We start from the raw sequence: 13,691 nt of genomic DNA on the forward strand, positions 1-13,691 counted from the left end.
CCCATGGCACAGACACATTCCAACGTCGCCTATCAGGTCATGTGGAACCGGCTGATCTCGGTCGTTGAGGAACAGGCGCAGGCGCTGGTGCGCACCGCCTTTTCGACCTCGGTGCGCGAGGCGGGCGATCTCTCGGCCGGGGTCTATGATACCGACGGTCAGATGCTGGCGCAGGCGGTCACCGGCACGCCCGGCCACGTCAACGCCATGGCCGACGCGGTGGCGCATTTTATCCGCCGCATCGGGCGGCAGAACATCCTTGAGGGCGACGTTTATATCACCAACGACCCTTGGGAGGGGACGGGCCATCTGCATGACATCACCATGGTCACGCCGTCTTTTCACCGTGGCAAGCTGGTCGGCTTCTTTGCCTGCACCGCGCATATCGTCGACATCGGCGGGCGTGGCTTTGGTGCGGATGCGGCGAGCGTCTACGAAGAAGGGCTCTACCTGCCGATCATGAAATTCGCCGATGCGGGCAAGGTCGACGCGACACTGGTGCGGATCATCCGTGGCAACGTGCGCGAGCCGGATCAATTGGTCGGCGACATCTACGCGCTGACCACCTGCAACGAGATCGGCCACCGCCGGTTGATCGACATGATGGAGGAGTTTGCCCTCGACGATCTCACCGGCATCGCGGGTTTCATCCTCGACAATTCCCGCCGCGCCACGCTGGAGCGGATCGCGGCGCTGCCACGCCAGCAGGCGACCGGCGAGATGACCATCGACGGGTTCGACACGCCGATCACGCTGAAGGTTACGGTGAGCATCAAAGAGGATCACATCCTGTCGGATTTCGCGGGCACCAGCGGGATCGACAAGAAGGGCATCAACTGCCCGCTGGTCTATACCAAGGCCTATGCCTGCTACGCGCTGAAATGCGCCATCGCGCCGGAGATTCCCAACAACGCCGCCTCGCTAGAGCCGTTTCGGATCACCGCGCCCGAAGATACCATCGTAAACGCCGTGCACCCGGCACCCGTGGCCCTGCGGCACATCGTGGGTCACTTCGTGCCCGATACAGTCTACGCGGCGCTGGATCAGATTCTGCCCAATCTTGTCCCTGCCGAGGGCGCGGGCTGCCTGTGCAACTTCCAAGTCAGTCTGCGCCCGCGCACGGATGCGCAAGCCCCCGCAGGCGCGCGCCGGGCCGAGGTGCTGACCTTCAACTCCGGTGGTTCGGGCGCGCGGCCGCAGCATGATGGGCTGAACGCCACAGCCTTCCCCTCGGGCGTGATGACCATGCCGGTGGAGGCCACGGAACATGCCGGTCCTGTGGTGATCTGGCGCAAAGAACTGCGCCCCGACAGCGGCGGCGCGGGTCGCCAGCGCGGGGGGCTGGGGCAGTACATGGAAGTCAGCGCCCGCGCGGGGCATGAGTTCGACATGCAGGCCATGTTTGACCGCGTCGATCATCCCGCCCGTGGGCGGCAGGGCGGTGCCCCCGGTGCCCCGACCACCATCGCCCGCGACGATGGCACGCCGATGCGCGGCAAGGGCAAACAGTTCGTGCCGCATGGGGCAAAGGTGATGATGGCCTTTCCGGGGGGCGCGGGCTACGGCCCCGCCATCGAGCGCCCCAAGGACTTGGTGAAACGCGACCTTCTGCGCGGCTATATAAGCGCCGAGGTGGCTGCGGCGGACTATGGGCTGAGCGCCGAAGACATCCGCGAGGTGCAAGAGGCGATCCGCAAGGGCACGGACCTGTGAAAGAGTTATCGCTCAAGGGTTTATAAGCGCACGGGGGTCATTGACTGTTACAAAGCGCGGGTGTTCCTTGGCCCCATCATGCCAAGAGGAACCCAGTGATGTATGTGATTGACCCCCCAAAGCAAAGCAGCCTTGCCGTTCAAGGCACCAGCGACCGTTTCCCGGTGCGCCGCGTCTTTTGCGTGGGCCGTAACTATGAGGCGCATGTGCTTGAGATGGGCAATGACATGCGCGACCCGCCGTTCTTTTTCACCAAACCCGCCGATGCCACGCTGGATACGCCCTGCACCGTGCCCTATCCGCCGCTGACGGAGGATTTCCACTTCGAGGCAGAGCTTGTCATCGCCATCGGCAAGGGCGGCGCAAACATCGCAGAAGCGGATGTAATGGATCACATCTGGGGCGCATCTGTGGGCATCGATTTCACCCGCCGCGACCTTCAGGCACAGGCCAAGAAGATGGGCCGCCCGTGGGATTGGTCCAAAGCCTTTGACAATTCCGCGCCCATCGCGCCGATCCTGCCCATCGCCGATGTCGCCTCGGTGGAGAAGGGCCGCCTATGGCTGGCCGTGAACGGCGAGATGAAACAGGAGGCCGATCTGTCACAGATGATCTGGTCGGTGCGCGAACATACCGCCACCCTGTCGCAGGCCGTGACGCTGGCACCGGGTGACATCATCATGACCGGCACGCCCGCCGGTGTCGCGGCTGTGCAGCCCGGCGATGTGATCACCGGGGGGGTCGACGGCATCTCTGAGTTCGAGGTCACCGTCGGCCCGCGCGCCTAAAGTACGCGGCCCGGTCTAGGCTCCGGCCAGCGTGCGTTCTGCCCGCGCGCGGGCTTGGGCGGCCAGATCTGGCAAACCGCTCTTTTCATAGACCGCGCCCAGCATCAGGTTCAGCGGCACGCCTTCGGGGTCATAGGTGCGGCGCATCTCAAGCACCTGCTGCGCGGCAGAGGCGCGGCCATCGCGCACCAGCGCATCAAGGAGGATTTGCTCGAAAAGATCGCGCTGCGCATGGCTGCCGCCGCATTCGGCCATGCGGGGCAGGGCCATGCCAAGCTCACGGATCGCTGTGGCCCAATCCCCCTTAGCATGGGCGGCGATGCCGCGGGCCGCAGGCAGCGCGACTTCGGCCCATGCGGCATGGTCATGGGCCGTGGTTTCGGCCGCGCGGGCCTTGATTGCCGCAAGCATCTCTGCCGCCTCGGGCCGTCCGGTACGGCAGAGGGCATAGAGGTATTGCAGCGTCAGGAAGGGGCTGACCGTATCCGCCCCCCGCGCTGCCACATGGTCTGCCACATCGCCCCAACGGTCGCCCACATCGACGCCCGCGAACTCCATCCGCGCCAGCAGGGACACAGCGCCGACTTGGTCTTGGGAATAGTCCTTCTCCAGCCCCCAGATGTGCTGGTCATAGGCGGCGCGCACATCATCGTGGCGGCCTTGAGACAAGTAAAACAGCGCCAGATGCCACCAGTTGTGACTGCGCATAAAGGAGTTCAGATCAGTCCATGTCTCGGCCACGCTTTCCATAAAACGCGCGCCTTCCGCCACGCGGCCTTGCGTTAGCATCACATGGGCCAGCGCGTGATGCGCCCAAGGCTCATCGTGGCGCAACTCCATCGCGCGGCGGGCGGCGGCCTCGGCCCGGTCAAGCAGGTGGCATTGCTCATAGCCAAAGGCGATCATGCCGTGGGTATAGGCGATGTCTTCGGCCTCGGGCAGGGATTTCAGCGCAAGGCGCAACATGCCAGCGGCATCGCCTGAGTTGAACAGGTGGTATTGCGCCAGTTTCAGCATCGCCAGATCGCGCGGCCATTGGTCGGTGATGGCGTCACAGGCAGCGACGAGGGCGGGCACATCGCCGTCGATCCAGTGGCCCACGGCGCGGATGATCTCTTGCTCCCGGGCGTTGGCCCCGGTCGCGGCTGTGGCGCGTTCCAGATAGGGGCGGGCTTTTTCCGGAGCGATGGGGTGCTCAAGGAACATCCACAAAAGGGCGGCATAGGCATTGACCAGCGGCCCCTCCGGGTCGGTATCGGCTGCGGCGATGATGCCTGCGGCTTTGGGCTGGTAGGACAGAAAGCCGTGGATGAAATCATCGATCGCCTGCAGGGTTTCCGGGCGGCTGGCAGAGGTTTCCAATCCGTAAAGGTCTTGTGTCATCTCGGGTCTCCGGCGGTGGCGTGGAATTGGCGCAGGTGTTGGGCGACAGCTTCGGCAGCGTCCCAATGGATCGAGTGGCCTGCGTTTGGCAGGGTGGTCTGCGTCACGTTCGAGATCTGCGTAAAGGCGTCCTCGGCGGCGGCGCGGGGGATCAGCAGGTCTTCGGCGCCGTGCAACACTTGGGTCGGGCACCGAAGATCGGCTGGGCGCACCGTGGGGCGAAAGCCGCGCAGCGCTTCGAGCTGATGGGCCATGGCATCCGCGCTTTGCGCATGGGGATAGGCCAAGGCGGCGGCAAGGGCGGTCTCAGTATTTGTCGGATCGGAAAAGAAGCCGGGGGCAAAGATCCAAGGGTAGAGCGCGGGCAGCCAAAGCTGCTCCCCTTGCGGCGCGCGGCGCACGGCCAGCAGCGCGTCGAACACCGCCATGGTGCGCGGCGCACGGACCGGGGCAGAGGCGAGGATGCTCATCGCTTGGATGCGCTCGGGCGCAAGGCCAAAAAGCTCCATCGCCATCAGGCCGCCCATGGAATGGCCGACAACGTGAAACTTTGCGTGCCCCAGTTCATCCATCAACGCCAGCGCATCACGGGCCATCTGCCCGACGGAGGTTTCTGCGTCCCACGGCGTTGTGCGCCCGGTGCTGCGGTTGTCAGGCCGGATCAGCGTGAAATGATCCGAAAGCAGCGGTGCCAAAGCACCCCAGCTTGCACTGTCGCTGAGCATGCCTGCCAGCATCAGCAGTGGCGGGCCGCTGCCGTCGACCTCGTAATGAAGGGAGATATCGGAGAGGGGTAGATCAGGCATTCAGCGTGCTCCAACAAGGCAGAAGATCCCCTTGGGCGGGGGAGGCGGCATAGATCGCGCGGGCAATGGCGCGCGACAGGCAAAGCGCGGCGGCATGGCCGATCATCGCCACATCCCCCGCAGGTCGCGCCGCGGTCGAGAGGGAGAAGACCAGATCGCCGTCATTGGGCATATGCGCGGGCACCACCGCGCGGGCGATGCCGTCATGGGCGGCCACGGCAACGCGCTGGCATTCGGCTTTGGCCAACGTGGCATCGGTGGCAACGATGGCGATGGTGGTATTGGCGCGGGCCGACATGGCCGCCATCTTGCGGCTTTCAAAGAAGAGGCCCAGCCCGGCGGAGGGGTCGGGCCCCAGCCCGCCAAACTCTCCTTCGATCTCAAAAGGGGCGGCGTGGAAATGGCGGTCGCCGGGGGTGGTGACGGCGCCCACCGGATTGGCCCCCACCAGCGCACCGACCATGCTGCCATCGGGCAGTTGCAAACTGGCCGAGCCGAGCCCGCCTTTGACCATCGCGCTGAGCGCGCCGGTGCCCGCGCCGACAGAGCCTATTTCAAACTCTTCGCCGGCCGCTTCCATGGCCTTGCGGCCCAGATCGGCATAGGGGTTCTGCGCCCAATCCTTGTCTCCGCCGTTGAGTAAATCAAACAGGATCGCGCCGGGCACCAGCGGGATCAGCGCATCGCCGACGCGAAACCCGCGCCCCTGCGCGCGCAGGGCATCCACCACGCCCGAACAGGCATCCAACCCATAGGCAGAGCCGCCCGAGAGCACCAGCGCATCGACCGCCGCCACGGTCTTGTCGGGGGCCAGCAGATCGGTCTCGCGCGTGCCGGGGGCGCCGCCCATGACGTGGACGGAGGCGGTGAAGGGCGCGTCGCCGATCAGCACGGTGCTGCCGGATTTCAGCCGCGCGTCCTGCGCGTTGCCGACCTTCAGCCCTGCCACATCGGTGATCAGGTTGCGCGGGCCGGGGCGCATCGGCGCGGTCATTGGGCGCATCCGCGGGCTGCCGCGCTATTCACGTGAAACATCCCCGTAATGGTGCAAATGGGCGAGGGGTCTAACAGGGGCATCGTCACTCCGGCATTGATTTCAGGCGGAGTTTGCGCGCTTCCCCAGCGGATGCCAAGGCCTGTGCTGCCAGAGATCTGCCCCACCAGTTGCGCGCCATAAAAATGGGCGCGCAGGTTGCCCCGCGCGCCCGATCCGTCCGGCATGGCCGGTTGGTTTATTTTTGCTCTTCGGCGACAGCGGCGGCGACGGCTTCTTCAAAGATCGCGAGGCCCTCTTCGACGATGGCGTCAGATGCGGTCAGCGGAACCATCACGCGCACGGCGTTGCCATGCATGCCACAACTCAGCAGCAGCAGGCCGCGCTTGAGGGCGTGGGCGATGACGCGCTTGGTGAAATCGGCATCGGGTTTGGCGCTGTCAAAGTCGGTTACGAATTCGACGGCGACCATGGCACCAAGGCCGCGGATATCCCAGAAGCGGTAGGGCGCCGACCGCGCGCCGATTTCGGCAAAGCGGGCTTTGAGCGTTTCGCCCATCGCGGTGGAGCGGGCCAGCAGACCTTCGTCTTCGATCGCCTCAATCGCCGCCAGCGCTGCAGCACAAGCCACCGGGTTGCCGCCATAGGTGCCGCCCAGACCGCCGGGGGCCATCGCGTCCATCACATCGGCGCGGCCAATCACACCGGCCAGCGGGTACCCACCGGCCATGGATTTCGCCACGGTGATCAGGTCCGGCGCGACGCCGGAATGCTCAATCGCGAACCATGTGCCGGTGCGGCCAAACCCGGCCTGCACTTCGTCGGCGATCAGCAGGATGCCGTGCTGGTCACAGATTGCGCGCAGTTCTTGCAGCATGTCGAAAGGCACAGGGGTATAGCCGCCTTCGCCGAGCACTGGCTCGATGATGATCGCGGCAACGCGCTCGGGCTGGGCATCGGTGAGGAAGAGGTTCTTCAACCCGGTCAGCGCGTCCTGCACGGTGATCCCGTCGCGCACCGAAGGGAAAGGCGCACGGAAGACATCTGCCGGGAAAGGGCCCACGTCTTTTTTGTAGGGCGTGACCTTGCCGGTCATGCCCAGCGTCAGCAGGGTGCGGCCATGGTAGCCGCCGGTGAAGGCGATGATGCCCGGACGACCGGTGGCGGCGCGGGCGATTTTCACTGCGTTCTCAACGGCTTCGGCGCCGGTGGTGACAAGCAGCGTCTTTTTGGGTGCCTCACCCGGGGCGAGCGCGTTCAGTTTCTCAGCCAGTTCGATGTAGGGGCCGTAGGGCACGACCTGAAAGCTGGTGTGGGTATAGTGATCTTCTTGTGCCTTGGCGGCTTCGACCACTTTGGGGTGGCGATGGCCGGTGTTCAGCACGCCGATGCCCCCGACGAAATCGATGTAGCGGTTGCCTTCGACATCCCACAGTTCGGCATTCTCGGCGTATTTCGCATAGATCGGCGCGGCAGAGGCCACACCGCGCGGCACGGCGGCGTCGCGGCGCGCGACGAGGTCGGCATTCGTCTGACCGTCGGGTTTGGTGGCGGGATTTGCTTCGACCACTGTCATCTGCGGCGCGGCTTTGGCCTTGGCAGAGGATTTGCGGTGCGATTTCTTGACGGTGCTGGACATGGAACAGATACCTTATTGCGAAAGAGAGAGGGGCAGTGACGTGTCGTTTAAAAAATCCATATTCCGTTTAATATAATTGTCAATCGCGAAGGCAGAGCCTATCTAACAATTCCCAAGATCATCGGTTGCCCCTCCGCCACGATGCCCGGTCGCAACGCCGATGCCCACAAAGGACAAGTCATTGAACGTCGGCGATAAACTTAGAGCGATCCGCAAGAAACATGGGTTGTCCCAACGTGAGCTTGCGGCCAAGGCCGGGCTGACCAATGGCACGATCTCGCTGATCGAAAAGAACCGGACGAGCCCATCAGTCGCATCGCTGAAAAGCCTGCTGGACGCGATTCCCATCAGCATGGCGGAGTTCTTCTCGATCCTTGAGGAGGACGACAGCGCCAAGGTTTTCTACCGCGCGCAGGAACTGACCGAGATTTCGCCAAGCCATCAGGGCGGCGTATCGCTGCGCCAATTGGGCAATGCCGCGCATCACGCGCTTCAGGTGCTGCATGAAACCTATGAGCCCGGCGCGGATACCGGGCCGGAGTTTCTGAGCCATGAGGGCGAAGAAGCGGGCGTGGTGGTGCGCGGCAGCATAGAGGTGACGGTCGATGGCGCAGTCAGCCTGTTGAACGCCGGGGATGGCTACCTGTTCGACAGCCGCCTGCCACATCGGTTCCGCAATATTGGCACCGACCCTTGTGAGATTGTCAGCGCCTGCACGCCGCCCAGCTTCTAAAAGGCACCCTATAAATATCGACCGCCCCGAGCGTTCTGCTCGGGGCGGTCGATAGGGGTGTCAGGTCTTAATAGTCTGACCGGTAGTTCGACCTTTGGGTCTCCGGTTGCTGTTTGTCGCGCCCGGCACGGTCCTCATCCGAATGAAGTTCCCGTCGGCCCGTAGTGAGGGCCAAGATGATGACCGCGGCTAAGGTCAGGATGGTCAGACCGCCGAGAAAGAGCTCTGTGGTCATCTCCGTGTTCCTTTTTGCACTGCGTTTCAGGTGCTCAACCGCGCGCAAGCCAAAGGGTTCCGACAAATTTTTCGCCTGTAACGAGTCTGTGACCTGCGGGCCACGTTTCCGGCCAGATTCCGCTGACCGATAGCGCGTCAGTAGTCGTAGATCATCTTGCTGTCGGTCGGGACGTGGAAATTAACCCGGATTTGGTATACGCCATCCGTGGTTTCAACCTCGACCTGACCGTTCAACTGGCGGGTAAAGGCAAGGATCAAACGAGAGCCGAGCCCGGTGCCGGATTTCACCTCTTCGGGGTTGCCGATGGTGTTGCGGACTTCAATCATCGCCTGTTCCGGCCCGGTCTGGATCAGCTTGAGCGAAATGAACCCTTTGCCATGTTCGACCGTCGAGACGTATTTCAGCGCGTTGGTCAGCGCCTCTGACACCAGCAGGGTGAGGGGGGCCGCATCGTCGGCGTCAATCTTGATCGGCTCAAATGATTGCTCAACCTGCACGCCCGAACCAGAGGCCAGCCCGACCGATAACATCTGGCCTACAATCTCGTTCAGCAGTTCGCTGGCGTTGACCCGCACCAGATCGTCATTCTGGTAGAGGTTCTTGTGCACGGTGGCGAGGCTGAGGATACGATCCTGCAAGCGCCGCAGGACAAAACGCGCGTCTTCGCTTTTGGCCTGCCGGATCTGCATGTTCATGATCGACGAGATAAGCTGAAGGTTGTTTTTGACCCGGTGGTGGACCTCTTTCAGCAGGATGTTCTTTTGCCGAAGGCTGTCTTCGAGCGTCGCCTCATCTCGCAGGATCGATTCCGCCATGCCGACAAAAGCGGATTCCATCTCGACCAATTCGGTGGGCACCGAGGGGCCAAGCGTCCCGCGCGGCAGGGTGCGGTTCAGCGCAAAGCGACGCATCTGCCGGCCAAGCTTGCGAATGTGGTTGATCGCCAGCCGGTTCAACGCCCAGAAGGCCACGATCAAGCTGGCCAGCCACATGACGATGGGCAAAAGCGCGCTCAGGCGGGTGGAAACGCCCGTGTCCAGAAACGGGGTGTTTTTGGGCCATACGCTCAGCGCAAAGACCGTGTCTGGCACGATTGGGACGATCACATAGACGCGGTCTTGGCCATCGAAATTCTCTGAAAGGAAGACGTTGGGTTCTTTGGTGGTCAACAGCGACAAGGCGACATCGCTGGGGTATTCCTTTTTGGCAACGGCCAGCCCGTTTTCGGTGGTCAGGATGTGGCCCATCTTGTTGAGGGTCATCATCGCGACGCTGCTGTGTTTGCTCTTGGGTTCGCGTATCGCGTTGATGGCGTCTTCGGGAATGCTGAGCGCCATGAAGCCGATCAATTCGCGCTCTTCGTAGACCGGCGCGTTGATCAGCGTGACCATCTGATTGCTGACCGCCCCTTGCAACACCGGCATCGCACGACGGACCGGTGTTTCCACCAGTGTTTGAAAGTTCTCATCCTCGGAAAAGTCATGATCCTGCCCCGTGGAGGAGCAGGTCATTTTCCCGTCTAGCCCGATGAAACCCACAAGCGAATAGATGTCTGACGCTTGTTTGTATTCCTTAAGGAAGGCGGTGCATTCCTCTGGGTCGTCCCGCCTGAGACGCACGATCGAGGTGAGCGCTTCGGCGGCGCCGAAAGCCTCTTGGATCACCCGGCGTTCCGCGGCAGAGGCCTGTTCTGTGACGGCGATCAGCGATAGCTCTGCGCTTTGGCGGCTTTGATCCGCAATCTGCCGTGTCTGCACAACCGCGATCAGCCCGATGGGCAAAAGCGCGAGAGACAGAAACAGCAAAATACGGATCGTCAGCCCACGCATCAGATCACCGCTGAAGAAGCCAGACGTCATATTTAGAAAGAAGAAACTTTAGAAGCGGATAGGACTGACATTGTCGCGTCATCGGTCATTTCAAGCGACTCGTCGTCATGGTGACCCAGCAGTTCAGCAAGGCGGGCACGAGCCCGGTTGGTGCGGCTTTTGATGGTGCCTACGGCAACGCCACACATGTCTGCAGCTTCCTCGTAGGAGAAGCCAGAGGCCCCCACAAGAAGCAGCGCTTCGCGTTGCTCATCCTTCAGCAGGGCAAGCGCCTTGCGGAAATCCGTCATCTGCATGTGACCATCATGTGCGGGCTTTTCGGCCAGCCCGTCGGTCAACACGCCATCCACGTCTGAGACTTCACGTTTCGCCTTGCGGCGCGAGGAATAGTAGGTGTTCCGCAGGATCGTGAAGAGCCAAGCACGCATGTTCGTGCCCTCTTGGAACTTTTCGATGTTGGTCCACGCCTTGACCAAGGTATCCTGCACCATGTCGTCTGCCGTGGCACCATTGCGTGTCAGGCTGATGGCAAAGGCCCGCATAGCCGGCAGATGTTCTACCAGCTCGTCGCGCGGATCGGGACGGGTCATTATGACGTTCCTTTTTCTGAATCCTGTTCCTTCAACTTCTGAAGCAGATCCTTGAAACGATCAGGGATGCCTTCATCGAGCGTCTCATCGAAGACACGCTTGAGGTTGTCGTCGATGACGCGCTCGCGCTCGTCCTTGTTTCCTGAATTCACTAACATCACCTCTGGCATCGTCGTCTCGTTTGAATAATTATGCATGCATACTGGAACCAAACACAATGTCGACGTGTTTGGTTCCAAGAAAAGTAAAAAGGATTCGACTAGATGAACGATGCGACACAAAAGACCAGCATCAGCGATGAACTGGGTGCCAATATCCCCTACCTTCGCCGGTTCGCGCGGGCGATGACTGGCAGCCAGACCAGTGGTGACACCTTCGCCGCGGCGGCGCTGGAAGCCATCCTGGTTGATCGCTCGGTGCTCGATGGAGTAGACACAAAGACGGGTCTTTTCAAGGTTTTGTACGGTATCTGGGCCAGCGCAGGTGCCCCGGTGGAAGAAGGCGAAAGCGGCCCCCGCGCCAAGGCGCAGCGGCATCTGTCGAGCCTGACCAACAACAGCCGCGAAGCGCTGCTGCTGCACACGATCGAAGGCTTTTCGCATGGTGAAATCGCCAAGATCATTGGCGTGGATGAGGCCGAGGCCGATGAGCTGATCCAGATCGCACACCGCGAAATGGCCGACAGCACCTCCGGTTCGGTGATGATCATCGAAGACGAAGCCATCATCGCGATGGACATTGAATCCATCGTCGCCGAGATGGGCCACCGGGTGACTGGTATCGCGCGCACCCGTGATGAAGCGGTGAAACTGGGCAAAGCCGATGTGCCGGACCTGATCCTCGCGGACATCCAATTGGCCGATAACTCTTCGGGTATCGATGCAGTGAACGATCTGCTGAACGAGCTTGGCATGCGTCCGGTGATCTTTATCACAGCCTTCCCCGAGCGTCTGCTGACCGGTGACAAGCCAGAGCCTGCATTCCTGATCTCCAAACCTTACTCGGTGGATCAGGTCGTCTCGGCTGTCTCGCAAGCGATGTTCTTTTCCTCCACGGAAACGCTCAACGCCTAAGCCGGGCCAGAAAAACAGGGTTCCCCGCGCTTTGCTTTGCGCAGGGAACCCTTTGCATTCAGCGCCCGCGCTGCCTATCGTCAGTCAAACATTCAGGAGGCCCACATGGCCAAGACCCCGACCGCTGCCGCAAAAGATCTGACCATCGACGATCTGTCGGATCAGATCGCGCTTCTTAAAAAAGACATCGCATCGCTGACCGAAACCTTGGGCGAATACGGCAAGGCCAAGTCGGAAGAGATGCGCGACAACGCCCGCAACGCGGCGAATGATTTTGCCGACACAGGGCGCCTGAAGGCGATGGAGGCCCAAAAGCAAGCCGAGGAATTCCTGCAAGCCCAGCCCGGTACCGCCCTCGGCATCGCCGCAGGCATCGGTTTCCTTGTCGGTCTTGTGACGGCCCGCCGCTAAGATGCTTTCCTCGGTGATGAACCATCTGCGCGGCTCCCTGCGACGTGCGCTGCGCACCGCGATGCTCAGCGCCGGGGCCGCGCTCTTTCTGCTGATCGGGCTGCTGTTTCTCACGCTTGCGGCATGGCTTTATCTCATCACCGTCACCACAGCGCTCACCGCCGCGCTGATCCTCGGCGCGGTCTATTTTGGTGTTGGTTTTCTCTTGCTTGCCATGGCCGGATCCGACCGCGCGCCCGCCGCTCAGGCCCCCCGTCAGGAAGACCCCTCCGCGACCGAACATGACGGTCTCAAGAACTTGGTCATGGCATTTCTGGCTGGCATAACCGCGGGTCAGAAAGCGCGCCGTTAACAGCGCTGAGCAGATTGCCACTGGAAAAGGGGCGGGTGATGAACCTGAGCCTCCTTTCGGCCTCCGCCAGTCGGGGCGTATCGTTAATGATACAGACGATCGGAAACCACTCCCGCAGGTTCGACAGATCCGACAGATGCTGGTGCAACTGATCGCGCCGCAGCGACAGAACCGCGAATTCGATGTTGTCGATGTTTTCCACCAGCTTGCTGAGATCAAACGTCTCTAAAACGCGAATTTGCGATTGCGGAAACGCAGCAGAAAGCGTTTCATTTATGTCTGAACAGACCAACGGGTCCGGTTCGTAGATCAAAATCGACATGGTCTTCCCCCGGGTTAGCAAAGTTGTCGATTTAGGGGGCGCGCCACGAGGGCGCATTAAACTAAGACATAAGAAGGCAAATTTTATCTGATGACGACACAATGCCGCTATTGCCCTCTCCGTCGCAAAGATGCCTTCCTGCCGATGTCGAAAGATGAAGTGAACTTCATGGAGAAGTTCAAGTCCGGTGAGCTGACGGTTGAGCCGGGCACGCCGATCCTGCTTGAGGGGTCAAACTCACCCCAGCTTTACACGGCCCTGACCGGGATGGGCATCCGCGACAAGACCTTGGAAAACGGCAACCGGCAGGTCATCAGCTTTGTCTTCCCCGGCGATTTCATCGGCCTGCAGGCAGGCATCATGGGTGAAATGGGCCATTCCGTCGAAGCCCGGACCCATATGCGGCTTTGCGTTTTCAACCGCAGCGAGTTCTGGAATTTCTTCAAAAACCACCCCGAACGCGCCTTTGATATCACTTGGTTGGCCGCGATCGAAGAGCATTTCATGGGCGAAGTCCTTGCCACCATTGGCCAACGCACCGCGATGCAGGCCATCGCTTGGGCGATGGTCAAGATTTTCGAACGTGGCCAGTCGCTGGGGATGGTCACCCACAACCAGATGCTGCTGCCCTATTCACAACGCGACTTGGCCGATGCGCTTGGCCTGTCGGTAGTGCACACCAACAAAACCCTCGGTGCCCTGAAAGAACGCCAGTTGCTTTCGTGGTCCGACAGGGTGCTTCAGATCAACGACCTCGGCGCCTTGGCGAAAGCGGGGGTGACCGAACTTGAGGGTCGCCAAAAGCGCCCCCTGCTTTAAC

General features: G+C 61.6%; 16 protein-coding genes. 7 read left to right on the forward strand and 9 right to left on the reverse strand.

Annotated features, from left to right (window positions below):
* Positions 1-3: 3 nt before the first annotated feature.
* Together B5M07_RS00805 and B5M07_RS00810 are read left to right on the forward strand one after the other, a co-directional pair.
* Positions 4-1,713, forward strand: a complete 1,710-nt coding sequence (locus B5M07_RS00805; protein WP_120349844.1) for a hydantoinase B/oxoprolinase family protein — start codon at positions 4-6, stop codon at positions 1,711-1,713.
* Between the two features lie 98 nt (positions 1,714-1,811).
* Positions 1,812-2,501 (forward strand): fumarylacetoacetate hydrolase family protein, encoded by a 690-nt coding sequence (locus B5M07_RS00810; protein WP_067939374.1) that lies wholly within the window; start codon positions 1,812-1,814, stop codon positions 2,499-2,501.
* Between the two features lie 15 nt (positions 2,502-2,516).
* Here B5M07_RS00810 and B5M07_RS00815 read toward each other — a convergent pair whose 3' ends face one another.
* From B5M07_RS00815 to gabT, 4 genes are all read right to left on the reverse strand, one after another.
* Complete coding sequence (locus B5M07_RS00815; RefSeq protein ID WP_162931774.1) at positions 2,517-3,884, reverse strand: tetratricopeptide repeat protein; 1,368 nt, start codon at positions 3,882-3,884, stop codon at positions 2,517-2,519.
* Entirely contained in the window at positions 3,881-4,690 is an 810-nt protein-coding gene (locus B5M07_RS00820; RefSeq protein ID WP_120349845.1) for an alpha/beta fold hydrolase, read from the reverse strand. Before B5M07_RS00820 ends, B5M07_RS00815 begins: the two co-directional genes overlap by 4 nt.
* Positions 4,683-5,672, reverse strand: a complete 990-nt coding sequence (locus B5M07_RS00825; RefSeq protein ID WP_120349846.1) for a P1 family peptidase — start codon at positions 5,670-5,672, stop codon at positions 4,683-4,685. Before B5M07_RS00825 ends, B5M07_RS00820 begins: the two co-directional genes overlap by 8 nt.
* A gap of 250 nt (positions 5,673-5,922) precedes the next feature.
* Positions 5,923-7,323: a 4-aminobutyrate--2-oxoglutarate transaminase gene (gene gabT, locus B5M07_RS00835; protein ID WP_205570888.1), complete on the reverse strand. Its 1,401-nt coding sequence runs from the start codon at positions 7,321-7,323 to the stop codon at positions 5,923-5,925.
* A gap of 181 nt (positions 7,324-7,504) precedes the next feature.
* Between gabT and B5M07_RS00840 the strand changes: the two genes are divergently transcribed.
* On the forward strand, positions 7,505-8,056 hold the full coding sequence (locus tag B5M07_RS00840; RefSeq protein WP_067623976.1) for a cupin domain-containing protein: 552 nt from the start codon (positions 7,505-7,507) through the stop codon (positions 8,054-8,056).
* 67 nt (positions 8,057-8,123) lie between these two features.
* On the opposite strand, the gene B5M07_RS19320 is transcribed toward B5M07_RS00840, so the two are convergent.
* From B5M07_RS19320 to B5M07_RS00855, 4 genes are all read right to left on the reverse strand, one after another.
* Positions 8,124-8,291, reverse strand: coding sequence for a hypothetical protein (locus B5M07_RS19320; protein ID WP_162931775.1), 168 nt, complete (start codon positions 8,289-8,291; stop codon positions 8,124-8,126).
* Between the two features lie 137 nt (positions 8,292-8,428).
* The gene (locus B5M07_RS00845) at positions 8,429-10,153 is read right to left on the reverse strand and encodes a sensor histidine kinase (protein WP_120349848.1); all 1,725 of its coding nucleotides are present in this window, start codon (positions 10,151-10,153) and stop codon (positions 8,429-8,431) included.
* Positions 10,154-10,155: 2 nt separating this feature from the next.
* On the reverse strand, positions 10,156-10,713 hold the full coding sequence (locus B5M07_RS00850) for an RNA polymerase sigma factor (RefSeq protein WP_067623982.1): 558 nt from the start codon (positions 10,711-10,713) through the stop codon (positions 10,156-10,158).
* Positions 10,713-10,883 (reverse strand): NepR family anti-sigma factor, encoded by a 171-nt coding sequence (locus tag B5M07_RS00855; RefSeq protein WP_201722086.1) that lies wholly within the window; start codon positions 10,881-10,883, stop codon positions 10,713-10,715. Before B5M07_RS00855 ends, B5M07_RS00850 begins: the two co-directional genes overlap by 1 nt.
* 93 nt (positions 10,884-10,976) lie before the next feature.
* On the opposite strand from B5M07_RS00855, the gene B5M07_RS00860 reads away from it, so the two are divergent.
* The 3 genes from B5M07_RS00860 to B5M07_RS00870 all read left to right on the forward strand — a co-directional run bounded on the left by B5M07_RS00860 (position 10,977) and on the right by B5M07_RS00870 (position 12,549).
* The gene (locus tag B5M07_RS00860; protein WP_067623984.1) at positions 10,977-11,786 is read left to right on the forward strand and encodes a response regulator; all 810 of its coding nucleotides are present in this window, start codon (positions 10,977-10,979) and stop codon (positions 11,784-11,786) included.
* Positions 11,787-11,891: 105 nt separating this feature from the next.
* Positions 11,892-12,197 carry a DUF883 family protein gene (locus B5M07_RS00865; protein WP_067623987.1) on the forward strand — a complete coding sequence of 102 codons (306 nt, stop codon included), beginning with the start codon at positions 11,892-11,894 and terminating at the stop codon, positions 12,195-12,197.
* Between the two features lie 16 nt (positions 12,198-12,213).
* The gene (locus tag B5M07_RS00870; protein ID WP_120352111.1) at positions 12,214-12,549 is read left to right on the forward strand and encodes a phage holin family protein; all 336 of its coding nucleotides are present in this window, start codon (positions 12,214-12,216) and stop codon (positions 12,547-12,549) included.
* On the opposite strand, the gene B5M07_RS19325 is transcribed toward B5M07_RS00870, so the two are convergent.
* Positions 12,500-12,871, reverse strand: a complete 372-nt coding sequence (locus B5M07_RS19325) for a hypothetical protein (RefSeq protein WP_162931776.1) — start codon at positions 12,869-12,871, stop codon at positions 12,500-12,502. The two genes, B5M07_RS00870 and B5M07_RS19325, sit on opposite strands and share 50 nt — an antisense overlap.
* A gap of 90 nt (positions 12,872-12,961) precedes the next feature.
* Here B5M07_RS19325 and B5M07_RS00875 point away from each other — a divergent pair, with 90 nt between their 5' ends.
* Entirely contained in the window at positions 12,962-13,690 is a 729-nt protein-coding gene (locus B5M07_RS00875; RefSeq protein WP_120349849.1) for a Crp/Fnr family transcriptional regulator, read from the forward strand.
* Position 13,691 lies beyond the last annotated feature (1 nt).

The sequence above is a fragment of the Sulfitobacter sp. D7 genome, assembly GCF_003611275.1.
Classification (GTDB): Bacteria; Pseudomonadota; Alphaproteobacteria; order Rhodobacterales; family Rhodobacteraceae; genus Sulfitobacter; species Sulfitobacter profundi.